General features: G+C 71.3%; 17 protein-coding genes. 8 read left to right on the top strand and 9 right to left on the bottom strand.

Features of this window, described 5'->3' with window-relative positions; genetic code table 11:
• Nucleotides 1-13: 13 nt before the first annotated feature.
• The 5 genes from fdhD to ACIQ6Y_RS03345 are packed head-to-tail and all read right to left on the bottom strand — an operon-like array spanning nt 14 to nt 6437.
• Entirely contained in the window at nt 14-862 is an 849-nt protein-coding gene (fdhD, locus tag ACIQ6Y_RS03365; RefSeq protein ID WP_404032182.1) for a formate dehydrogenase accessory sulfurtransferase FdhD, read from the bottom strand.
• Nucleotides 863-878: 16 nt separating this feature from the next.
• Nucleotides 879-1739 (bottom strand): 2Fe-2S iron-sulfur cluster-binding protein, encoded by an 861-nt coding sequence (locus ACIQ6Y_RS03360; RefSeq protein ID WP_404032180.1) that lies wholly within the window; start codon nt 1737-1739, stop codon nt 879-881.
• Entirely contained in the window at nt 1736-3544 is a 1809-nt protein-coding gene (locus tag ACIQ6Y_RS03355) for an NADH-ubiquinone oxidoreductase-F iron-sulfur binding region domain-containing protein (RefSeq protein ID WP_404032176.1), read from the bottom strand. Before ACIQ6Y_RS03355 ends, ACIQ6Y_RS03360 begins: the two co-directional genes overlap by 4 nt.
• Before the next feature lie 5 nt (nt 3545-3549).
• The gene (locus tag ACIQ6Y_RS03350; protein WP_404032173.1) at nt 3550-5469 is read right to left on the bottom strand and encodes a molybdopterin oxidoreductase family protein; all 1920 of its coding nucleotides are present in this window, start codon (nt 5467-5469) and stop codon (nt 3550-3552) included.
• Complete coding sequence (locus ACIQ6Y_RS03345; RefSeq protein WP_404032171.1) at nt 5466-6437, bottom strand: 2-dehydropantoate 2-reductase; 972 nt, start codon at nt 6435-6437, stop codon at nt 5466-5468. The genes ACIQ6Y_RS03350 and ACIQ6Y_RS03345 overlap by 4 nt, the downstream gene beginning before the upstream one ends.
• A 281-nt stretch (nt 6438-6718) precedes the next feature.
• Here ACIQ6Y_RS03345 and ACIQ6Y_RS03340 point away from each other — a divergent pair, with 281 nt between their 5' ends.
• Both ACIQ6Y_RS03340 and ACIQ6Y_RS03335 read left to right on the top strand, forming a co-directional pair.
• Nucleotides 6719-7666 (top strand): beta-ketoacyl-ACP synthase III, encoded by a 948-nt coding sequence (locus tag ACIQ6Y_RS03340; RefSeq protein WP_404032168.1) that lies wholly within the window; start codon nt 6719-6721, stop codon nt 7664-7666.
• 115 nt (nt 7667-7781) lie between these two features.
• Nucleotides 7782-8459 (top strand): GntR family transcriptional regulator, encoded by a 678-nt coding sequence (locus ACIQ6Y_RS03335; RefSeq protein WP_404032166.1) that lies wholly within the window; start codon nt 7782-7784, stop codon nt 8457-8459.
• Between the two features lie 3 nt (nt 8460-8462).
• On the opposite strand, the gene ACIQ6Y_RS03330 is transcribed toward ACIQ6Y_RS03335, so the two are convergent.
• On the bottom strand, nt 8463-9692 hold the full coding sequence (locus tag ACIQ6Y_RS03330; RefSeq protein ID WP_404032164.1) for a low temperature requirement protein A: 1230 nt from the start codon (nt 9690-9692) through the stop codon (nt 8463-8465).
• Between the two features lie 216 nt (nt 9693-9908).
• Here ACIQ6Y_RS03330 and ACIQ6Y_RS03325 point away from each other — a divergent pair, with 216 nt between their 5' ends.
• The 6 genes from ACIQ6Y_RS03325 (at nt 9909) to ACIQ6Y_RS03300 (ending at nt 17270) form a co-directional block, all read left to right on the top strand.
• Nucleotides 9909-11090: an ROK family transcriptional regulator gene (locus ACIQ6Y_RS03325; RefSeq protein ID WP_404032161.1), complete on the top strand. Its 1182-nt coding sequence runs from the start codon at nt 9909-9911 to the stop codon at nt 11088-11090.
• 120 nt (nt 11091-11210) lie between these two features.
• Complete coding sequence (locus ACIQ6Y_RS03320; protein WP_404032158.1) at nt 11211-12731, top strand: sugar ABC transporter ATP-binding protein; 1521 nt, start codon at nt 11211-11213, stop codon at nt 12729-12731.
• Nucleotides 12728-13747, top strand: a complete 1020-nt coding sequence (locus ACIQ6Y_RS03315) for an ABC transporter permease (protein ID WP_404032156.1) — start codon at nt 12728-12730, stop codon at nt 13745-13747. Before ACIQ6Y_RS03320 ends, ACIQ6Y_RS03315 begins: the two co-directional genes overlap by 4 nt.
• 17 nt (nt 13748-13764) lie before the next feature.
• Entirely contained in the window at nt 13765-14802 is a 1038-nt protein-coding gene (locus ACIQ6Y_RS03310) for a substrate-binding domain-containing protein (RefSeq protein ID WP_404032153.1), read from the top strand.
• A gap of 44 nt (nt 14803-14846) precedes the next feature.
• Complete coding sequence (locus ACIQ6Y_RS03305; protein WP_404032151.1) at nt 14847-16256, top strand: Gfo/Idh/MocA family protein; 1410 nt, start codon at nt 14847-14849, stop codon at nt 16254-16256.
• A gap of 15 nt (nt 16257-16271) precedes the next feature.
• Nucleotides 16272-17270 carry a sugar phosphate isomerase/epimerase family protein gene (locus tag ACIQ6Y_RS03300; RefSeq protein WP_404032148.1) on the top strand — a complete coding sequence of 333 codons (999 nt, stop codon included), beginning with the start codon at nt 16272-16274 and terminating at the stop codon, nt 17268-17270.
• A gap of 79 nt (nt 17271-17349) precedes the next feature.
• Here the strand turns inward: ACIQ6Y_RS03300 and ACIQ6Y_RS03295 are convergent, their stop codons facing one another.
• The 3 genes from ACIQ6Y_RS03295 to frc all read right to left on the bottom strand — a co-directional run bounded on the left by ACIQ6Y_RS03295 (nt 17350) and on the right by frc (nt 22254).
• Entirely contained in the window at nt 17350-18741 is a 1392-nt protein-coding gene (locus tag ACIQ6Y_RS03295) for an OFA family MFS transporter (protein ID WP_404032145.1), read from the bottom strand.
• A gap of 122 nt (nt 18742-18863) precedes the next feature.
• Nucleotides 18864-21008: an acetate--CoA ligase family protein gene (locus ACIQ6Y_RS03290; protein ID WP_404032142.1), complete on the bottom strand. Its 2145-nt coding sequence runs from the start codon at nt 21006-21008 to the stop codon at nt 18864-18866.
• Nucleotides 21009-21012: 4 nt separating this feature from the next.
• Complete coding sequence (gene frc / locus ACIQ6Y_RS03285) at nt 21013-22254, bottom strand: formyl-CoA transferase (protein WP_404032139.1); 1242 nt, start codon at nt 22252-22254, stop codon at nt 21013-21015.

Raw genomic sequence — 22254 nt, 5'->3', positions numbered from 1 at the left:
GCGGAAGGACCGGTCAGCCCTGGGCGGCCGCGGCCGGCAGGGCGATGCGGTCCTCACCCGCGTACACGTTCATGGACCCGCCCCGCAGGAATCCCACCAGGGTCAGACCCGTCTCGGCGGCCAGGTCCACCGCGAGCGACGACGGCGCCGACACCGCCGCCAGCACCGGAATCCCGGCCATCACCGCCTTCTGCGCCAGCTCGAACGACGCCCGCCCCGACACCAGCAGAATCGCCCGCCCCAGCGGAAGCCGGTCCTCCTGCAGTGCCCGCCCGACCAGCTTGTCGACCGCGTTGTGCCGGCCCACGTCCTCGCGTACGTCGATCAGCTCGCCGTCCTCGTCGAACAGCGCGGCCGCATGCAGTCCGCCCGTCCGGTCGAAGACGCGCTGGGCCGCCCGCAGCCGGTCGGGCAGGACCGACAGCAGCTCGGGCGTGACCCGCAGCGGAGGCGTGTCCGCTATCGGCCAGCGCGCCGTCGTACGGACCGCGTCCAGGCTGGCCTTGCCGCACAGCCCGCACGAGGACGTCGTATAGACGTTGCGCTCCAGGGTGATGTCCGGGACCGCCACGCCCGGCGCGGTCCGCACGTCCACCACGTTGTAGGTGTTCGAGCCGTCGACCGTGGCGCCCGCGCAGTACACGATGTTCTGCAGGTCCTTGCCCTCGGCCAGCACGCCCTCGCTGACCAGGAACCCGGCCGCCAGGGCGAAGTCGTCGCCGGGCGTGCGCATGGTGATCGCCAGCGGCTTGCCGTTCAGCCGGATCTCCAGGGGCTCCTCGGCGACGAGCGTGTCCGGGCGGGTGGAGACGGCCCCGTCCCGGATGCGGAGCACCTTGCGTCGTTCCGTGACTCGTCCCATGTCCCGATCAGTCCCGTCAGTTCCGGTTCTGTACGTGCTGGTAGCCGAAGCGGCCCTTGATGCAGAGGTTGCCGTGGGTCACCGGGTTGTCGTGCGGCGAGGTGACCTTGACGATCTCATTGTCCTGCACGTGCAGCGTGAGGTTGCAGCCCACTCCGCAGTACGCGCACACCGTGGTCGTCTCCGTCTGCCGCGCCTCGTCCCAGGTCCCGGCCGCCCGCATGTCGAACTCCGACTTGAAGGACAGGGCTCCCGTCGGGCACACCTCGATGCAGTTGCCGCAGTACACGCACGCCGAGTCGGTCAGCGGGGCGTCGTGCTCGACGGCGATCCGGGCGTCGAAACCGCGCCCGGCGACCGAGATCGCGAAGGTGTTCTGCCACTGGTCGCCGCAGGCGTCGACGCACTTGTAGCAGAGGATGCACTTGTCGTAGTCGCGGACGTACAGCTCGTTGTCGACCCTCGGCTCCTCGTCGAGGCGTGCCGCGTCCGGGCCGAAGCGGTCCGGTTTCGCCTCGTACTCCTTGATCCAGTCGGCGACCTCCGGGGTCGTCGACAGGTCGACCGAGGAGGCGAGCAGTTCGAGGACGACCTTGCGGCTGTGCCGGGCCCGCTCGGTGTCCGTACGGACCTCCATGCCCGGCTCGGCCTTGCGGGAGCAGGCCGGCACCAGGGTCCTGGAGCCCTCGACCTCCACGACACAGACCCGGCAGGCGTTCTTCGGCGTCAGGGTGTCGCCCTGGCAGAGGGTCGGGATGTCCTTGCCCGCGGCCCGGCAGGCGTCGAGGATCGTCGAGCCCTCCGTCGTGCGAACGGGCTCTCCGTCGAGCGTGAACTCCAGCAGCCGGCGCGGGAGCCCGAGTGGTGTCACAGTCATTCGTACGCTCCCAGACGGTCGACGGCGGATTCCACGGCGTTCCACGCGGTCTGCCCCAGACCGCAGATCGAGGCGTCCCGCATCGCGCGGCCGACCTCCCTGAGCAGCGCGATGTCGTCGGCGGCAGCGGCCCCGGTGCGCTCCACGATCCGGTGCAGCGCCTCCTCCTGCCGCACGGTCCCGACCCGGCACGGCACGCACTGCCCGCACGACTCGTCCCGGAAGAACTCCGCGATGCGCAGCAGGAGCCGGGGCAGGGGAACCGTGTCGTCGAAGGCCATCACCACGCCCGAGCCCAGGGTGGTGCCCGCCTCGCGGGTGCCTTCGAAGGTGAGCGGGATGTCCGTCTCGTCGGGCCGTACGAAACCACCCGCGGCGCCGCCGAGGAGGACGGCCCGCAGCCGCTCGTGTACGCCCGCCAGCTCCAGCAGCTCGCCCAGCGTCGCCCCGAACGGCAGCTCGTAGATCCCCGGCCGCCGCACGCTGCCCGACACACAGAACAGCTTCGGTCCGGTGGACCTCGCCGTGCCGATCGCCGCGTACGCCTCGGCTCCCATGGTGAGGATCGGCAGGACGTTGACCAGCGTCTCGACGTTGTTCTCCACCGTCGGCCTGCCGAACAGGCCCTTCTCCACCGGGAACGGCGGCTTGGAGCGGGGCTCGCCCCGGTAGCCCTCGATGGAGTTGAACAGGGCGGTCTCCTCGCCGCAGATGTATGCCCCCGCCCCGCGCCGGATCTCGATGTCGAAGGCGTATCCCTGACCGAGGACGTCCTCGCCCAGCAGTCCCCGCGCGCGTGCCTGGGTGATCGCGTGTTCCAGGCGGCGCAGGGCGCGCGGGTACTCGCCGCGCAGATAGAGGTAGCCGTGGTGGGCGCCGGTCGCGTACCCGGCGATCGTCATCGCCTCGATCAGTGCGTACGGGTCTGCCTCCATCAGCACGCGGTCCTTGAAGGTGCCCGGCTCGGATTCGTCGGCGTTGCAGACCAGGTAGTGGGGGTGGTCCGGCTGGGCTGCCGTGGCCTGCCATTTGCGGCCCGTCGGGAAGGCGGCCCCGCCCCGGCCGAGCAGGCCGGAGTCGGTGACCTCGCGGATGACCCCGGCGGGGCCCAGCTCGAAGGCGCGGCGCAGGGCGGTGCAGCCGCCGTGGGCGCGGTAGTCGTCGAGGGAGGCGGGGTCGACGACACCGACCCGGCGCAGCAGGACCAGCCCCGGCGAGCCCGCCTGGGGCACGGCCGTCGCCGCCGGGGGTTCCTCGGGCACCGAGTCGGGCGCGGTCGCGGCGAGGACGGCTTCCTCGACGGTCGCCGGCGCCGACACCGCCGTACGCACCGGGTCACCGGCCCGGATCGCGAGCGCGGCCGGGGCGCGTTCGCACAGGCCCAGGCACGGGCTGCGCTGGATGTGGACGCCGCGTGCCTCGACGCCCGCGCACAGGTCGGCCGCGCCGGCCGCGGTGCACGCGAGATCCGTGCACACGTGCAGCACCGTCGCGGGGCGGGGCTTCACCGAGAACATCGCGTAGAAGGTGGCGACCCCGTAGGCCTCCGCCGGCGGCACGGTCAGCCGTCGGCACAGATAGCCGAGGGCGCCCTCGCTGATCCAGCCGATCCGGTCGTTGATCGCGTGCAGCCCCGGCAGCAGCAGGTCGCGGCGGTCCCGGGCCGCCCGTCCGCCGCGCGCCCACCTCAGGTCGGCGTCGGAGCGGTCGGCGCCCTCCCAGGAGGACTCCGGAGGCCCCAACAGGGCGTCGACGGCGGCCCGTTCCTCGTCCGTCGGTTTGCTGTCGCCGAAGTGCAGGTCCACTCACGTCACCTCACGTAGGTCACTGCGGGGAGCTTCTCGATCCGGATCGCCGACGCCTTGAACTCCGCCGTGCCCGCGATCGGGCAATTGGCCTCGATCGTCAGCTGGTTGGTGTCCACCTCGTCGGGGAAGTGCATGGTCATGAACGCCAGGCCGGGCCGCAGCGCGGTGTCGATCCACACCGGCGCCACCACCGCACCGCGCCGCGAGGTGACGCGGACCTCCTCGCCGACCACGACCCCGTAGCGCTCGGCGTCCTCCGGGCACAGCTCGATGTACTCGCCGCGGCGCAGCGGGGAGGCGTAACCGCCGCTCTGGACACCGGTGTTGTAGGAATCGAGCCGTCGCCCGGTGGTGAGCCGGATCGGGTACCGCTCGTCGGTGAGGTCGACCGGCGGATCGTGCGACACCAGCCCGAAGGGCGCCCGCAGGCCGCGCTTCTCCGGGTCCGCCTCCCACAACCGGCCGTGCAGATACGTCGGTTCGAGCCGGTCGCCGCTCGGGCAGGGCCACTGGATGCCCTGGTGCTCCTCCAGGCGCGCGTACGTCATCCCGTGGTGGTCCGGCGACACCGAGCGCAGCTCGTTCCAGACCGCCTCGGCGTCGGCGTACTTCCAGTCGTGGCCGAGGCGTGCCGCCAGCTCGCAGAGGATGTCGATGTCCTCGCGGGCCTCGCCGGGCGGGGTGACGGCCCGGCGCACCCGCTGCACCCGGCGCTCGCTGTTGGTGGTGGTGCCCTCGGTCTCGGCCCAGCCGGCGGTGGCGGGCAGGACGACGTCCGCGAGTTCGGCGGTCCTGGTCAGGAAGATGTCCTGCACGACCAGGAAGTCCAGTGCCTTCAGCCGTCGTATCGCCTGTTCGCTGTCCGCCTCGGACTGGGCCGGGTTCTCACCGATGCAGTAGACCGCCCTGAGCGTGCCCTCCTCCATCGCCTCGAACATCTCGGTGAGGTTCAGGCCGTAGTGCGGCTGGATGACGGTGTCCCAGGCGGACTCGAAGCGGGCCCGGGCACCGGGGTCGAGGATGTCCTGGAAGCCGGGCAGCCGGTTGGGGATGGCTCCCATGTCGCCGCCGCCCTGGACGTTGTTCTGGCCGCGCAGGGGCTGCAGCCCGCTGCCCCAGCGCCCTACATGGCCGGTCAGCAGGGAGAGGTTGATCAACGCGCGCACGTTGTCGGTGCCGTTGTGGTGCTCGGTGATGCCGAGGGTCCAGCACAGCTGGGCGCGCTCGGCGCGTGCGTAGGCGTGCGCCAACTCCCGTATGGCGGCGGCCGGTACGCCGGTCACCTTCTCGGCGAGGGACAGCGTCCAGGGCTCGACCAGTGCCCGGTACTCCTCGAAGCCGGAGGTCGCCCGCTCGACGAACGCCTCGTTGGCCAGGCCCGCGTGGATGATCTCCCGGCCGATCGCGTGCGCCATCGGGATGTCGGTGCCCACGTTCAGGCCGAGCCAGCTCTCGGCCCACTCGGCGGTGGAGGTGCGGCGCGGGTCGACGGCGTACATCCGGGCGCCGTTCCTGATGCCCTTCAGCACATGCTGGAAGAAGATCGGGTGCGCGAAGCGGGCGTTGGAGCCCCACATCACGATGACGTCCGTGTGCTCGATCTCCTCGTACGACGACGTACCCCCGCCCGAGCCGAACGCGGCGGACAGACCGGCGACGCTCGGGGCGTGACAGGTGCGGTTGCAGGAGTCGACGTTGTTGGTGCCCATCACCACGCGGGCGAACTTCTGGGCCACGTAGTTCATCTCGTTGGTGGCGCGGGCGCAGGAGAACATGCCGAACGCGTCCCTGTTGCGCCACAGGCCGCGGGCCGTGCGGTCCAGGGCCTCCTCCCAGCTCGCCTGCCGGAACGGCTCGTCGCGGGAGTCGCGGACCAGGGGGTGGGTGAGGCGCGTGTAGGTCTTGGGCTGCCGTTTCCTCATGCGGCGCTCCTCAGCGCGAGCAGGTCCGAGATGGCGTGCACGGTGCGCAGGGTGGGCACCTCCACGCCGATGATCTCCGCCAGCTCGACGACCGCGGCGAGCAGCACGTCGAGTTCGAGCGGTTTGCCGCGTTCCAGGTCCTGGAGTGTGGAGGTGCGGTGGTCACCGACCTTCTCCGCGCCCGCCAGACGGCGTTCGATGGAGACGCCGACCTCGCAGCCGAGTGCCTCGGCGACGGCCAGCGTCTCGGCCATCATGATCTCGATGACCCTGCGCGTGCCGCCGTGCCGGCACATCTGGGCCATGGTGGCGCGGGCCAGCGCGCTGATCGGGTTGAAGGAGATGTTGCCGAGCAGCTTCAGCCAGATGTCGTTGCGCAGGTCGGGCTCGACGGGGCACTTGAGGCCGCCGGCCCTCATGGCCTCGCTGAAGCGGACACAGCGCGGGGACACGCTGCGGTCGGGCTCGCCGATCGAGAACCGGGTGCCTTCCAAGTGCCGTACGACACCGGGTCCTTCGAGTTCTGTCGCCGCGTAGACCACGCAGCCGACGGCCCGTTCGGGCGCGAGCACCGCACTGACCGCGCCGCCGGGGTCCACGCTCTCGACGCGGTGGCCGTCGTAGGGGCCGCCGTGGCGGTGGAAGTACCACCAGGGGATGCCGTTCTGCGCGGCGATCACCGCCGTGGTGTCGTGCAGCAGGGGCTCGATCAGCGGCCCGCACGCCGCGTACGCGTTGGCCTTCAGGCCGAGGAAGACATAGTCGACCGGGCCGATCTCGGCCGGGTCGTCGGTGGCGTGCGCACGGGCGGTGAAGTCACCGCGCGGGCTCAGCACCCGTACGCCGTGCTGCCTCATGGCCGCGAGATGCGGTCCACGGGCGACGAGATGCACATCGGCGCCCGCGCGGTGGAGCGCGGCACCGACGTAGGCGCCGATCGCACCGGCGCCGAGGACTGCGACTTTCACTTCGGGAACGCTCCGTTCGAGGGAGTACCGCGGAGGTGGCTGAAAGTGCCGTGTCGTCGACCGATTCTTGTCGACGAAATATTGTCTACAGTATGGAGGAGGGGTGGGCAAGGGTTCGCACACGGCCGGGCAGGGGTTCGCGCATGGCCGCCGCCCCTCTGACCGAAGCCGACAACTCGGGCGACGGAATCCTGTGTGATCGCCTGTCGGGCTACCCGTGAGTCACTGACAAGACTGGTGAATCCCGCAACAGAGGCCAGCCACTAGGGGGACCACCGCACATGAACGGCTCGCGCATCGCCGCCGTCGGCCACTACCAGCCCGCCCGGATCCTCGGGAACGAGGACCTGGCGGGCATGGTCGACACCAGTGACGAGTGGATCAGGAGCCGCGTCGGCATCCGCACCCGCCACATCGCCGGACCCGACGAGCCCGTCGACGAACTGGCCGCCCACGCCGCCGCCAAGGCCCTCGCGTCGGCGGGGCTCGACCCGGCCGACATCGACCTCGTGCTGGTCGCCACCTCCACGGCCGTCGACCGCTCCCCGAACATGGCCGCCCGGGTCGCCGCCCGGCTCGGCATCCCGCGGCCCGCCGCGATGGACATCAACGTGGTGTGCGCGGGCTTCACGCACGCCCTGGCCACGGCCGACCACACGGTCCGCGCGGGGGCGGCCCGGCGTGCGCTGGTCATCGGCGCCGACAAGATGTCCGCGGTGACCGACTGGAGCGACCGCACCACCTGTGTCCTCGTCGGTGACGGCGCGGGGGCCGCCGTGGTCGAGGCCTGCGCCGAAGGTGAGACGCCCGGCATCGGGCCGGTGCTGTGGGGCTCGGTGCCCGAGATGGGGCACGCCGTACGCATCGAGGGGGAGCCGGCGCGGTTCGCCCAGGAGGGCCAGAGCGTGTACCGCTGGGCGACCCAGCAGCTGCCCCCGCTGGCCCGGCAGGCCTGCGACCGGGCGGGTCTCGCACCGGAGGAACTCGCCGGGGTGGTGCTGCACCAGGCCAACCTCAGGATCATCGAGCCGCTCGCCGAGAAGATCGGCGCGGTCAACGCGGTCGTGGCCCGCGATGTCGTCGACTCCGGGAACACCTCGGCCGCGAGCATCCCGCTGGCCTTCTCCAAGCTGGTCGAACAGGGCGCCGTCACGAGCGGCGACCCGGTCCTGCTGTTCGGCTTCGGCGGCAACCTGTCGTACGCCGGCCAGGTGGTGCGCTGCCCCTGAGGCGCTTTACCGGCTCATGGCACGGTCATGGTGGGCCGTAGACTGTAGACGAAATCCAATCCATACTGGCGTTCCGGCCGCTGTGCCCGGCCGCCCTGCCGAGGAGGGGACCGCGATGTTGTCGACAGGACTGCCCCAGGGGGCGGTGCCCAGGCTCGAGCGGCCCGGGCCGCTGCGCGAGCGGGTCTACGAGGCGCTGCTGGAGCTCATCACCACGCGCGCCCTCCGGCCCGGCCAGCACCTGGTCGAGAGCGAACTCGCCGGGCACCTCGGGGTGTCCCGCCAGCCCGTACGGGAAGCGCTGCAGCGGCTCAACACCGAGGGCTGGGTCGATCTGCGGCCCGCCCAGGGCGCGTTCGTGCACGAGCCGACCGAGGAGGAGGCCGACCAGCTCCTCACCGTACGCACCCTGCTGGAGGCCGAGGCCGCCCGGCTGGCCGCGGCGAACGCGGGGAGCGCCGGGGTGCAGGCGTTGGAGGACCTGTGCGTGGAGGGGGAGCGGGCCGTCGCCGCGGACGACGTGGACGCGGCCGTCGCGCTGAACGCCCGGTTCCACGCCAAGATCATGGAGCTGGCGGGGAACGCCGTGCTCGCCGAGCTGGCGGGGCAGGTCGACCGGCGGGTGCGGTGGTACTACACGCCGGTGGCGCGGCAGCGGGGTGAGCAGTCGTGGATCGAGCACCGGGCGCTCATCGCGGCGATCGCCGGGCGGGACGAGCAGGTGGCCGGGCGGCTGATGCGGGAGCATACCGAGCACACTCGGCGGTCCTACCACGCGCGTTCCTCGTCCTGAGGGTCATTCCGCCGTCGCGCCGTGGGGGGTGCTGTGTTCTCGCGGCTGCGGGTCGTGGGTGGTTGTTCGCGCCGTTCCCCGCGCCCCTGAGGGTGCTGTTCCCAGCTTCTCCTCGATGATCAGCATGGCCGCCAACACGCCCACCAGGGCCAGGAGTTCCGGCAGGCCGCCCAGGGTCGTGCCCAGCAGGGTCGTGGTGAGGGCCGCCGGGGCCGCCAGGAGGCGGAAGCGGGCCGGGTGGAGGCGCAGGACCGTGCGGAACGCGGCGTCGCCGATGAGGAAGAGGGCGACGCCGCCGGCCAGCGCCAGGGCGGGGCCCGTGCCGAGGTGGCCGGTGAGGTGGCCGAGGGTCTTCTTCACCCCGGCGGCGAGGAAGGCGATGCCCAGCAGCATCGGCAGGAAGGCGTAGTAGTAGGCGTTCATCGCCAGGCGCCAGCGCGCCGCGGTCGGGGTCGAGCGGAACGCCGCCTCGGCCAGTTCCTCGTCGCGCACGAAGTACGTCCACCACAGCCCGACCGCCACCGCCAGCGCGAGGAACGCCCCGCTGAGCATCCCCGGCGTGAGCGGCAGGTCGCCGACGCCGATGCCGATCGCGATGACGGACTCGCCGAACGCGACGATCAGCAGCAGACCGTGCCGCTCCACGAAGTGCGCCGGGTCCAGGCTGCCCAACTGCACCCGCAGCGTGTCCGCCGACCGTCCGCCACGCCGCCGGGGCCCGTGCTCGGCGACGAACGGCGTCACGAACTGCAGCACCACCGCCAGCACCCACAGCCCGTCCGCGGCGAGCCCGTCGAACAGTCCCGCCACCGTCACCACCAGCGCGGCGAGGCCGTTGGGCACGCCGTACCAGACGGAGTCCAGGCCGTGACCGCGGGTGTACAGCACGGTGTGCACGACGACGACCCCGAGGAAACCGAGCCCGAACACCACCCCGGTGTCGTCGAAGGCCCGCGGAATGGCCAGCGCGCACACCAGGAAGAAGGCCATGCCCAGCATCAGCAGCAGCCGGCGCGAAGGCCGGTCCGGCGGCACCTGGTTGGTGAGATAGGCGTACGCGCCGTACATCCAGAACAGCACGATCAGGATCAGCGCCGTACGACCGGCCGTCACCAAGGACAGGTCGTCGGCGAGCAGCACGGTCAGCTGGATCAGGGTGAAGACGAAGACGAGATCGAAGAAGAGCTCGAGCGTCGTCACCCTGCGACCCGGCTCCTCCACTGCGGTGTTCATGTACGCCCCCTGTGTCGCCTCTGGCGCCAAGATCCTATGCGCTGCGGGGGTTTGGGCCCGTTCCGGGAGGGCCGCGACCCCTCTTTGTCCTCTCAGTGGAAGAAGTCGAGGCAATTCCCGCGCGACTTCTTCCAAGTCCCGTCGGCCGCTGCTACGTTCCCCACCAAAGCCCGGCAGCAGTGGCCGAAAACAGGCGGGGAGGGGCATGTGAGACGCATGACGGCACGACCCGCGAACGCCCATCAGGCCCGGCTGCTCAAGCTGTTGCGCGACGACGGCCCCAACTCCCGGGCGCAGTTGGGCGATCGAGTCGAGCTCTCCCGCTCGAAGCTGGCCGTCGAGGTGGAGCGGCTGCTGGAGACGGGCCTGGTGGTCGCCGACGGGCTCGCCGCCTCACGCGGCGGCCGCCGCTCCCACAACGTCCGGCTCGATCCCCGGCTGCGCTTCCTCGGCGTCGACATCGGCGCCACGTCGATCGACGTGGCCGTGACCAACGCCGAGCTGGAGATCCTCGGACACCTCAGCCACCCCATGGAGGTGCGCGAGGGGCCGGTCGCCGTCTTCGAGCAAGTCCTCGCGATGGCGGCCAAGTTGAGGGCATCCGGTCTCGCCGAGGGCTTCGACGGCGCCGGTATCGGCGTCCCCGGACCGGTCCGCTTCCCCGAAGGCGTGCCGGTCGCGCCACCCATCATGCCGGGCTGGGACGGCTTCCCCGTGCGGGAGGCGCTCAGCCAGGAACTCGGCTGCCCGGTCATGGTCGACAACGACGTGAACCTGATGGCCATGGGGGAGCAGCACGCGGGCGTCGCCCGCAGCGTCGCCGACTTCCTCTGCGTCAAGATCGGCACCGGCATCGGCTGCGGCATCGTCGTCGGCGGGAGCGTCCACCGCGGTACGACGGGCAGCGCCGGCGACATCGGACACATCCAGGCCGTGCCCGACGGCCGCCCCTGCCCCTGCGGCAACCGGGGCTGCCTGGAGGCCCACTTCAGCGGCGCGGCCCTGGCCCGCGACGCCGAGGAGGCCGCCCGGCACGGGTTGTCACCGGAACTCGCGGCCCGGCTGGAGACCCATGGCGCACTCACCGCCGTGGACGTCGCCGCCGCGGCCGCCGCGGGCGACCCCACCTGCCTCGACCTCATCCGCGAGGGCGGCACCCGCACCGGCCAGGTCATCGCCGGACTGGTCAGCTTCTTCAACCCCGGCCTGGTGGTGATCGGCGGCGGGGTGACCGGCCTCGGCCACACCCTCCTCGCGGCCATCCGCACCCAGGTCTACCGCCAGTCGCTGCCCCTGGCGACCGGCAACCTCCCCATCGTCCTCGGCGAGCTGGGCTCCACCGCCGGTGTCACCGGCGCCGCCCGCCTGATCAGCGACCACGTCTTCTCACCCGCGTAGACACCGGCGTCCCGCACCTCACCCGTACAGCGCCCTGCTTCGCCCTGCCCTGGAACCGGCCCCGTCCTGGGACCTGCCCTGCCCTGGAACCAGCCCCGTCCGCTCGCGAGGGGAAACCGCATGGCATCACCACCACCCCTGCTCAGCATGTCCGGCATCACCAAGTCCTTCCCCGGAGTCCGGGCCCTGGACGGCGTCGACCTCGACGTCCAGGCCGGTGAGATCCACTGTCTGCTCGGCCAGAACGGGGCCGGGAAGTCCACCCTCATCAAGGTCCTGGCCGGCGCCCACCAGCCCGACACCGGCACCATCCGCTGGCGCGGCGAGGCCGTCACCCTCCGCTCGCCCAGCGCCGCCATGCGCCTCGGCATCGCCACCATCTACCAGGAACTCGACCTGGTGGAGCACCTGTCGGTGGCCGAGAACGTCCACCTCGGCCATGAACCCACGGCCGCCGGGTTCGTCGTACGCCGAAGGGCCGCGCGGGAGTCGACCGCCGCCCTGCTTCAGCGACTCGGCCACGCCGAGATCGACCCGTCCCGTCCCGTCGGCGAGTTGTCCGCCGCCCAGCGGCAGATCGTCTCCATGGCGCGGGCGTTGTCCCACGACGTGCGGCTCATCGTGATGGACGAGCCGACCGCCGCCCTCGACCCCGACGAGGTCGACAACCTCTTCCGGATCGTCGGCGACCTCACGGCCGACGGCGTGGCCGTCGTCCACATCTCCCACCGCCTGGAGGAGATCCGCCGCATCGGCGACCGGGTGACCGTGCTCAAGGACGGGCGCGCGGTGGCCGGCGGACTGCCCGCGAAGACCACCCCGACCCGTGCGGTGGTGGCGCTGATGACCGGGCGGAACGTGGAGTACGTCTTTCCCGAGCGGCCCGCTGCGGCCGGGCCGCGGGGCACACCGGTGCTCACGGTCCGAGGGCTCGCCCGCGCCGGGGAGTTCGAGCCCCTCGACCTGGAGGTCCACCCCGGCGAGATCGTCGGACTCGCCGGACTGGTCGGCTCGGGCCGCTCCGAGATCCTGGAGACCGTCTACGGCGCCCGCAAGCCCACCGCGGGACAAGTAAGCGTCGACGGACGCCCGTTGACGCCCGGCAGCGTCCGTGCCGCCGTACGCGCCGGACTCGGGCTCGCCCCCGAGGAGCGCAAGGCGCAGGCCCTGCTGATGCCGGAATCCGTCACCCGCAATGTGTCGCTCTCCTCCATGTCCCGCTTCTCACACGCCGGTTGGATCGACCGCCGGGCCGAGGAGAACGCGGCACGGGCCGCCACCCGGGAACTGTCGCTGCGCCCCGACAACCCCTCCGCGCCGGTGCGCACGCTGTCCGGCGGCAACCAGCAGAAGGCCGTCCTCGCCCGCTGGCTGCTGCGCGGCTGCCGGGTCCTGCTGCTCGACGAACCCACCCGGGGCGTCGACGTCGGCGCCCGCGCCGAGCTGTACGCGGTCGTCCGGCGCCTCGCCGACGAAGGCCTCGCCGTCCTGCTCGTCTCCAGCGAGGTGCCCGAGGTGCTGGGCCTCGCCGACCGCGTCCTGGTGCTCCGCGAAGGCCGGGTCGTGCACACCGCGCCCGCCCGCGAACTCGACGAACACCGCGTACTCGACCTGGTCATGGAAGGAAGTCCGGCTACATGACACAGCACGTCTCCCCGCCCCGGGACGGCACCGGCAAGACGGCCCCGGCCGGACACGACACCTCCTGGCCCCGCCTGCTGCTGCGTGCCGACGTCCGCACGCTGTCTCTGCTCGGCGTGCTCGCCGCGCTCGTCGTCATCGGCGGCGTCACCAGGCCGGAGGAGTTCCTCGACACCCGCAACCTCCAACTCGTCCTCACCCAGGCCTCCGTGATCGGCGTGGTCACCGTCGGCATGACCTTCGTGATCACCTCCGGCGGCATCGACCTGTCCGTCGGCGCGATCGTCGCGCTCGCCTCCGTATGGGCCACCACCGTCGCCACCCAGGAGTACGGCTTCGCCGGCATCCTCTTCACCGCGGTGGTCGTCGGGGTCGGCTGCGGACTGGTCAACGGCCTTCTCGTCGCGTACGGCGGCATGGTCCCGTTCATCGCCACGCTCGCCATGCTGGCCTCGGCACGCGGCCTCGCCCTGCAGATCACCGACGGCCGCACCCAGATCGTCAGCGTCGACGGCATCCTCGACCTCGGCGAACGCGACGCCTACGTCCTCGGCGTCCCGCCGCTGGTGCTGGTTTTCGCCGCCGTCACGCTCGCAGGCTGGCTGCTGCTGAACCGCACCACCTTCGGGCGCCGCACCGTCGCCGTCGGCGGCAACGCCGAGGCCGCCCGGCTCGCCGGCATCGACGTACGCCGCCAGCGGCTCTACCTCTACCTGCTGTCCGGGCTGTGCTGCGGCATCGCCGCCTTCCTGCTGATCGTGCTGTCCGGCTCGGGACAGAACACCAACGGCAACCTCTACGAGCTCGACGCCATCGCCGCCGCGATCATCGGCGGAACCCTGCTCAGCGGGGGCCGCGGCACCATCACCGGCTCCGTGCTCGGCGTCCTGATCTTCACCACGATCACCAACCTCTTCGCCCTGAACAACCTGCAGAGCGACGTCCAGCAGATCGCCAAGGGCGCGATCATCGTCGCCGCCGTGCTGGTCCAGCGCCGTACCGCGAGCACGACCTGAGGAAAGGGTCCACCGCCATGACCGAGAACACCAGCCGCAGAGGACTGCTCCTCGGGGCCGCCGCCGTCTCCGCCGGTGCCCTCCTCACGGGCTGCACCAGCAACGAACCCCAGGGCGACGAGGCGGCCGACAACCGGCCCGCCGCCTCCGACACGCCCGGCAGGCCGGTCACCATCGGCTTCGCAGGCCCCCAGGCCGACCACGGCTGGCTCAACGCGATCAACGTCAACGCGCGCGAACGCGCCGAGAAGTACTCCGACGTCACCCTGGAGATCACCGAGGGCTCCAACGACACCGCCGCCCAGATCGGCCAGATCGAGACGCTGATCAACAAGAAGGTCGACGTGCTGGTCGTGCTGCCCGCCGACGGCAAGGCCCTCACCCAGGTCGGCCTCAAGGCCATGCGGGCCGGCATCCCCGTGGTCAACCTCGACCGCGTCTTCAACACCCCGCAGGCCTACCGCTGCTGGATCGGCGGCGACAACTACGGCATGGGCCTCAACGCCGGGCACTACATCGGCGAGAAGCTCAAGGACAAGCCCGACGCCCGCGTCGTCGAACTCGCGGGCCTGGACAACCTGGAGCTCACCAAGCAGCGCACCCAGGGCTTCGACGACGCCCTGAAGAACTACCCCAACATCAGGAAAGTCGCCCGCCAGGCCGCCGAGTTCACCGTCGAGTCGGGCCAGGCCAAGATGGCCCAGCTCCTCCAGGCCCAGGGGGCGTTCGACGCCCTGTGGAACCACGACGACGACCAGGGCGTGGGCGCCCTGCGCGCCATCGAACAGGCCGGACGCGACGACTTCCTCATGGTCGGCGGCGCAGGCGCCCTCTCCGCCTTCCGGGCCATCGAGCGCGACGACGGCGTCCTGAAGGCGACCGTGCTCTACCCGCCGACCATGGCCGCCTCCGCCATCGACCTCGCCCGCGCCCTCGGCCAGGGCAAGGGCGTCGGCGGCCTCGCCGAGTTCGAGATCCCGGCGTCGATCACCCTCTACTCGGCCGTCGTCGACAAGGACAACGTCGACCGGTACCTGCCCACCGGCTTCCAGTGAGGCGCCCCCACCCCACCGGCCACGGACCTGAGGAGGAGCACCGTATGGATCAGCCAGAGGAAGCGGCACCGGCGTCCGGGAAGCCCCCGCTGCGGATCGGCATGGTCGGTCATGCCTTCATGGGCGCCGCCCACTCCCAGGGCTGGCGCACCGTGGGCCATGTCTTCGACCTGCCGTTGCGCCCGGTCCTCGCCGCGATCTGCGGCCGGGACCCGGACGCCGTGCGCGCCGCGGCCGACCGGCACGGCTGGGCCCGCGCGGAGACCGACTGGCGCGCCCTGATCGCCCGCGACGACATCGACCTCGTCGACATCTGCACCCCCGGCGACAGCCACGCCGAGATCGCCCTCGCCGCGCTCGCGGCGGGCAAGCACGTGCTGTGCGAGAAGCCTCTGGCGAATACGGTGGAAGAGGCCGTGGAGATGGCCCGAGCAGCCGAAGAAGCCTACCTGGACGGCAAGTTGGCGATGGTCGGCTTCAACTACCGCCGGGTGCCCGCCCTCGCCCTGGCCCGGCGGATGATCGGCGAAGGCCGCCTCGGAGCGCTGCGACACGTCCGGGTGACGTACCTCCAGGACTGGCTGGCCGACCCGGAGTTCCCGCTGACCTGGCGGCTGCGCCGGGAGCGGGCGGGGTCCGGCGCCCTGGGCGACCTGGGCGCCCACGCCGTCGACATCGCCCAGCATCTGGCGGGCGAGCCCCTGGCGGGGGTGTCCGCGCTGACGGAGACCTTCGTGCGTGAACGTCCTCTGCCTGCCGGCGCTGGCACCGGCTGCGGCGCAGGAAGCGGCGCAGGCAGCGGCCTCAGCGCCGTGTCGGCCGCCGGCACGGTGAGCGGCACCGGCCCCGGCACGGTCACGGCCACCGGCCCCGGGACGGTTACGGGCTCCGGCCTCGGCAAGGCCGCCGGCCCCGGCACGGTCGTCGGCTCCGGCACGGTCGTCGGCCTCGGCACGGGCACCGGCCCCGGCACCGGCCCCCGCACGGCCGCCGGCACCGGCACCGGCACAGTCACCGTAGACGACGCCGCCCTCTTCACCGGCCGCTTCGCCTCCGGCGCCCTCGCCTCCTTCGAGGCCACCCGGTACGCCACCGGCCGCAAGAACGCCCTGCGCGTGGAACTCAACGGCGAGCGCGGCTCACTGGCCTTCGACCTGGAACGCCTCAACGAACTCCAGTACTTCGACGGCACCCAGCCGGCTACCGAGGCCGGCTTCCGCCGCGTCCTCGTCACCGAACCCGACCACCCGTACCTGGACGCCTGGTGGCCGCCCGGTCACGGCCTCGGCTACGAGCACACCTTCGTCCACCAGGCCCGCGACCTCGTCCACGCCATCGCACAGGGCCGCCGACCCGAGCCCTCCTTCGCCGACGGACTCCAGGTCCAGCGCGTGCTGGCGGCCGTGGAGGAGAGCGCCGGGAAGAACTCCGTCTACACCCCCATAGCGGACTGAAGGAGACCCCCGAGGATGCCGCGCACCTTCACCCTCTTCACCGGCCAGTGGGCCGACCTGCCCCTGGAGGAGGTCTGCCGACTCGCCCGCGACTTCGGCTACGACGGCCTCGAACTCGCCTGCTGGGGCGACCACTTCGAGGTCGACAAGGCCCTCACCGACCCGACGTACCTCACCTCGCGCCACCAACTGCTCCGCAAGCACGGCCTGAAGTGCCGCGCGATCTCCAACCACCTGGTCGGGCAGGCCGTCTGCGACGCCATCATCGACGAACGCCACCAGGGCATCCTGCCGCCCGCCGTGTGGGGCGACGGCGACCCCGAGGGCGTACGGCGGCGGGCCGCCGCCCGGATGAAGGACACCGCTCGTGCCGCGGCCGCGTTCGGCGTCGACACCGTCGTCGGCTTCACCGGCTCCGCCATCTGGCACCTGGTCGCGATGTTCCCGCCCGCCCCCGAGGCGATGATCGAGCGGGGCTACGAGGACTTCGCCGCCCGCTGGAACCCGATCCTGGACGTCTTCGACGCCGAGGGCGTCCGCTTCGCCCACGAGGTCCACCCGGGCGAGATCGCCTACGACTACTGGACCACGCAGCGAGCGCTGGAGGCGGTCGGCCGCCGCCCGGCCTTCGGCCTCAACTTCGACCCCTCTCATTTCGTCTGGCAGGACCTCGACCCGGTCGGCTTCCTCTGGGACTTCCGCGACCGGATCTACCACGTCGACTGCAAGGAGGCCCGCAAGCGCCTCGACGGACGCAATGGCAGGCTCGGCTCCCATCTGCCCTGGGGCGACCCGCGCCGCGGCTGGGACTTCGTCTCCGCCGGACACGGCGACGTCCCCTGGGAGGACGTCTTCCGCATGCTCCGCTCCATCGGCTACACCGGCCCGGTCTCCGTCGAGTGGGAGGACGCCGGCATGGACCGCCTCCAGGGTGCCCCCGAGGCCCTCGCCCGCCTCAGGGCCTACGACTTCGAGCCGCCGTCGGCGTCGTTCGACGCGGCGTTCGGCCACTGACGGCGGCCCGTACACCTGAGGAGGCCCTCCCCGCCGCAGGGGAGGGCCTCCTCACATGTCACGGGTCACGCAAGGCACGTCACGCCATTTCCTCACCCAGCGGCTGAGGGTTGGGCACGATCCGCCGCCGCGACTGCGGCCTGCCCGGCGCCTTCAGGAACAGCGCGAGCACCGCGGAGGCGAGGCCGACGCAGCCCGCCAGCACGAACGCCCCCTCGTAGTCCCAGGCGGCGACCACGATCGAGCCCATTCCGGAGCCGAGCAGCCCCGAGATCAGCTTCGAGCTGTAGACCATGCCGTAGTTGGTGGCGTTGTTGTTCTCCCCGAAGTAGTCCGCCGTCATGGCCGCGAACAGCGGGAAGATCGCGCCGCCGCCGAAGCCGGAGACCATGGAGCAGACCAGGAAGAACGGCATGCTGCCCATCTGGCCGGAGATCAGCACCCCGAACTGCGCGCTGCCCAGCACGATACAGACGATGATCAGCGTGTTGCGGCGGCCGTAGCGGTCCGAGATCCAGCCGATGACCCCGCGGCCCGTGCCGTTGACGATCGCCTTCAGCGACATCGCCGTCGCCACGATCCCGCCGGCGAAGCCCATGTCCTTGCCGAACGGCACCTGGAAGGCGATGCCGAAGATATTGATCCCGGCCGTGCACAGCAGACAGAACCACATCATCCACAGAACAGGGGTACGGGCGGCCTCCTTCGGGCTGTACTGCTTCACGGCCGGCGGGTTCTTCTCCAGCGCCCGCCGGATCTTCGGGTCGTCGGTCTGCCGCAGCGGGTCGACGTGCGGTGGCCACCAGTTCTTCGGCGGGTCCTTGAAGAACCAGCCGGCGCTCGCCACCATCACGCACAGCCCGACACCCACCGAGGCCAGCACGGTCCGGTAGTTGGACAGATCCATGTACGAGGTGAACAGGAACACGAACGGCACGGAGCCGTAGGCGAAGCCGCCGTTGACGAAGCCGGTCTTGCCGCCCTTGCGCTCCGGATACCACTTGCCGACCATGTTCACGCAGGTCGCGTAGACCAGACCGGCGCCGATGCCGCTGCACATGCCGAAGCCGAGATAGGCGACGGTGACATGCGGCGCGTACGCGAGCGACAGATAGCCGAGCAGCGTGCCGACCGCGCCGATCAGCATCGCCGTACGGGCGGGCAGCCGGCCGCTCTCCCGCAGCTGCCCCGCCGGGAAGGCCACGGCCGCCTGGAAGAACACCCAGACGCCCATCAGCCAGAAGATGTGTCCGCTGCTCCACAGATGCGCCTCGTGGAGCGTGTCCTCCGCCGACGTGAACGCGTACTCGGCGGAGCTGATGCCCATCATGCCCACCCAGGGCAGGATGACCATCCACTTGCGCGCGCGGCCCATGAGGTCGATGTCCGACTCGCCGATGCGGTACACGCGCCCGTTGCGGTCCGTCACCTCCCTGTAGGGGACGGACGTGGAGAGGTCGGTGGTTGTCATGTCGTCAGCACCCCTAGCGTTCGAAAGCTCTGGCCAGCGCCCCCTGTCCAATGCGTTTCGTGCGCGCACGGGTCCCGGGGCCGGCCGACGCGCACCGTCGGCCGGCCCCGTGCTCACTCACCTCATGAACCGCCCCCCAACAGACCCGCCGCCCGCGCCCAGCGGTACTTCGCGCCGAGCACCGCCACCGGCCGCTCGGTGGTGTACGGGTACGCCACGACACCCCGCTCGAAGAGGTACTGGCACGCCTCCTCCACCTCGACGTCCCCGGCCAGCGACGCCACGACCGGCTTCTCGATCCCGCGCGTGCGGAACTCCTCCACCACGCGCGCGGTGAGCTCCGCGAAGACCATCGGGGGAGTGACGATGGTGTGCCAGTAGCCCAGCACCAGCGCGTGGACGCGCGGGTCCTGAAGGCCCAGTCGGATCGTCGCCTCGTACGTCGACGGCGGCTCGCCACCGGTGATGTCCACCGGGTTGCCGGCGGCCCCGAACGGCGGGATGAACGCGCGGAACGCCGCGTCCAGGTCCGGCGGGATCTCCATCAGCGACAGGCCGTTGTCGGTGACCGCGTCCGAGAGCAGCACGCCGCTGCCGCCGGCGCCCGTGATGATCACGACGTTGTCGCCCTGGGGCGGCGGAAGCACCGGCAACGCGCGCGCGTACTCGAGCATGTCCTGCAGTCCGGGCGCCCGGATGACCCCGGCCTGCCGGAGGATGTCGTCGTACACGGCGTCGTCGCCGGCCAGCGCCCCGGTGTGCGACCCGGCCGCCTTCGCCCCGGCCGCCGTACGGCCCGCCTTGAGGACCACGACCGGCTTCTTCGGTACGGTCGCCCGCGCGGCCTCGACGAAGGCCCGGCCGTCCTTGAGGTCCTCCAGGTGCATCGCGATGCAGTCGGTGTTGGGGTCCTCACCGAACCAGGTCAGCAGGTCGTCCTCGTCCAGGTCCGACTTGTTGCCGAGGCCCACGATCGCCGACACGCCCGTCTTCGTGGTCCGCGCGAAGCCCAGGATGGCCATGCCGATACCGCCCGACTGCGAGGTCAGCGCCACCCCGCCCTTGACGTCGTACGGCGTGCAGAAGGTGGCGCACAGGTCCTGCCAGGTGGAGTAGTAGCCGTAGATGTTCGGGCCGAGCAGGCGGATGCCGTGCCGTTCGGCGATGGCCACGATCTCCGCCTGGAGTGCGTGCTCGCCGGTCTCCGCGAAGCCGGAGGGGATCAGCACGGCGTTGGGTATCTTCTTGCGCCCCACTTCCTCCAGGGCCGCCGCCACGAACTTGGCGGGGATCGCGAAGACCGCCACATCCACCTCACCGGGAACGTCCGTGACACTCTTGTACGCCTTGCGGCCCAGAATGTCATCGGCCTTGGGGTTCACCGGATGGATGTCCCCGGCGAAGCCGCCGTCGACGAGGTTGCGCATCACCGAATTGCCGATCTTGCCCTGCTCGTTGGACGCGCCGATCACGGCGACCGCTCTCGGCTGCATCAATCGGCGCATGGACGCGAGGATCTCCTCGCGCGTGTAGCGGCGGCGTGGCATCGGCGGTGACTCGGAGAGGATCACGCGGATGTCGGCGGCGACCGCGCCCTGCGGGCCCGCGATCACCGGGTTGAGGTCGACCTCGGCGATCTCGGGGAAGTCCGCGACGAGTTGGGACACCCGGCGGATCTGCTCGGCGATCGCCCACCGGTCCACGGCCGCCGCGCCGCGCACCCCGTGCAGGATCTCCGCCGACCGGATCGAGTCCAGCATGGACAGCGCCTCGTCGGCGTCCACGGGCGCGAGCCGGAAGGTCACGTCCTTGAGCACCTCCACCAGCACGCCGCCGAGCCCGAAGGCGACGACCTTCCCGAACGTCGGGTCCGTCACCGCGCCGACGATCACCTCCTGCCCCTGCGGCAGCAGTTCCTGCACCTGTACGCCGTCGATGCGGGCGCCCGCGTCGTAAGCGCGCGCGTTGTCGACGATCCGGTGGAACGCGGCCCGTACGTCCGCCGCCCCCTCGACCCCGACGACCACCCCGCCGGCGTCGGTCTTGTGCAGGATGTCCGGCGAGACGATCTTCATCACGACCGGCCCGCCGAAGCGTGCGGCGCACGCCACCGCCTCGTCGACGTCCCGCGCCAGTTCCTCGCCCGGTACGGCGATCCCGTACGCGTCGGCGACCACCTTGCCCTCCGGCGCGGTGAGCGCGCCGCGGCCCTCGGCGCGCACGGCGTCCAGCAGCGCGCGCACCCTGACCTTGCGGTCCTCGGCCATCACCTCAGATCACCCCGTTCGACTTCAGCAGGCGCAGTTCCTCGTCGCCGAGGCCCAGCTCGCCGATGTACACCTCTTCGTTGTGCTCGCCGAGCAGCGGTGAAGTGCTCACCTCGACGGGGGAGTCGGACAGCTTCAGCGGGCTGCCGACGGTCACGAACTCGCCGCGCTGCGGGTGCGGGACGCGCACGACCATCTCGTTGGCGGCCAGCGAGGTGTCCTCGATGATCTCCTTGGTGGACAGGATCGGCCCGCACGGGATGTTGTGGGCGTTGAGCTTCTCCAGCACTTGCCACTTGGGCAGGGTGGAGGACCACTCCTCGATCAGCTGGAACATCTTGCCCAGCTTGGGCAGCCGGGCCTCCGGCGTCGCCCACTCGGGGTCCTCGGCCAGCTCGGGCCGGCCGATGAGCTCGCTGAGCGGCTGCCAGCCGACGGGCTGCACGATGACGTACACGTAGTCGTTCGGGCCGCCCGGCGCGCACCTGACCGCCCAGCCGGGCTGGCCGCCTCCGGAGGCGTTTCCCGAGCGGGGAACCTCCGCGCCGAAGTCGTCGTTGGGATATTCAGCGAGCGGCCCGTGTGCCAGGCGCTGCTGGTCCCGCAGCTTCACCCGGCACAGGTTGAGTACAGCGTGCTGCATGGCCACGTTGACCCGCTGCCCACGCCCGGTGTTCTCGCGCTGGAAAAGAGCCGCGAGAATCCCCGCCACGGCGTGCACACCCGTCCCCGAGTCCCCGATCTGGGCCCCCGTCGCCAGCGGCGGCCCGTCCTCGAAACCCGTGGTCGCCATGGACCCGCCCATGGCCTGCGCGACCACCTCGTACGCCTTGAAATCGGTGTACGGGCCGTCCCCGAACCCCTTGATGGAGGCATATACGATCCGCGGATTGATCTCCTGGATGCGGTCCCAGGTGAAGCCCATACGGTCGACCGCGCCCGGTCCGAAGTTCTCGACCATGACGTCGCAGCGCCGGATCAGCTCGGTGAGGATCTCCTTGCCGCGCTCGGTCTTGGTGTTGAGGGTGATGCTGCGCTTGTTGCAGTTGAGCATCGTGAAGTAGAGGGAGTCGACGTCCGGGATGTCGCGCAACTGCTTGCGCGTGATGTCGCCGGTCGGAGCCTCCAGCTTGATGACGTCAGCGCCCAGCCAGGCGAGCAGCTGAGTCGCGGAGGGCCCGGACTGGACGTGCGTCATGTCCAGGACGCGGATGCCTTCGAGGGCCTTGGTCGGCCTGCCGGTCAT

The sequence above is a fragment of the Streptomyces sp. NPDC096205 genome (assembly GCF_044763135.1).
Lineage (GTDB): Bacteria > Actinomycetota > Actinomycetes > Streptomycetales > Streptomycetaceae > Streptomyces.
The sequence above is the reverse complement of the archived record's forward strand: the minus strand, read 5'-3'. Positions and strand labels throughout refer to the sequence as shown.

Bases quoted from the DNA above. Each gene is read 5' to 3' on its own strand.
- fdhD (WP_404032182.1), bottom strand. From the start codon at position 862: ATGGGACGAGTCACGGAACGACGCAAGGTGCTCCGCATCCGGGACGGG.
- ACIQ6Y_RS03310 (WP_404032153.1), top strand. From the start codon at position 13,765: ATGACCGAGAACACCAGCCGCAGAGGACTGCTCCTCGGGGCCGCCGCC.
- ACIQ6Y_RS03325 (WP_404032161.1), top strand. From the start codon at position 9,909: ATGACGGCACGACCCGCGAACGCCCATCAGGCCCGGCTGCTCAAGCTG.
- ACIQ6Y_RS03350 (WP_404032173.1), bottom strand. From the start codon at position 5,469: ATGAGGAAACGGCAGCCCAAGACCTACACGCGCCTCACCCACCCCCTG.
- ACIQ6Y_RS03305 (WP_404032151.1), top strand. From the start codon at position 14,847: ATGGATCAGCCAGAGGAAGCGGCACCGGCGTCCGGGAAGCCCCCGCTG.
- ACIQ6Y_RS03335 (WP_404032166.1), top strand. From the start codon at position 7,782: ATGTTGTCGACAGGACTGCCCCAGGGGGCGGTGCCCAGGCTCGAGCGG.
- ACIQ6Y_RS03330 (WP_404032164.1), bottom strand. From the start codon at position 9,692: ATGAACACCGCAGTGGAGGAGCCGGGTCGCAGGGTGACGACGCTCGAG.
- ACIQ6Y_RS03295 (WP_404032145.1), bottom strand. From the start codon at position 18,741: ATGACAACCACCGACCTCTCCACGTCCGTCCCCTACAGGGAGGTGACG.
- ACIQ6Y_RS03320 (WP_404032158.1), top strand. From the start codon at position 11,211: ATGGCATCACCACCACCCCTGCTCAGCATGTCCGGCATCACCAAGTCC.
- ACIQ6Y_RS03300 (WP_404032148.1), top strand. From the start codon at position 16,272: ATGCCGCGCACCTTCACCCTCTTCACCGGCCAGTGGGCCGACCTGCCC.
- ACIQ6Y_RS03290 (WP_404032142.1), bottom strand. From the start codon at position 21,008: ATGGCCGAGGACCGCAAGGTCAGGGTGCGCGCGCTGCTGGACGCCGTG.
- frc (WP_404032139.1), bottom strand. From the start codon at position 22,254: ATGACCGGCAGGCCGACCAAGGCCCTCGAAGGCATCCGCGTCCTGGAC.
- ACIQ6Y_RS03340 (WP_404032168.1), top strand. From the start codon at position 6,719: ATGAACGGCTCGCGCATCGCCGCCGTCGGCCACTACCAGCCCGCCCGG.
- ACIQ6Y_RS03315 (WP_404032156.1), top strand. From the start codon at position 12,728: ATGACACAGCACGTCTCCCCGCCCCGGGACGGCACCGGCAAGACGGCC.
- ACIQ6Y_RS03360 (WP_404032180.1), bottom strand. From the start codon at position 1,739: ATGACTGTGACACCACTCGGGCTCCCGCGCCGGCTGCTGGAGTTCACG.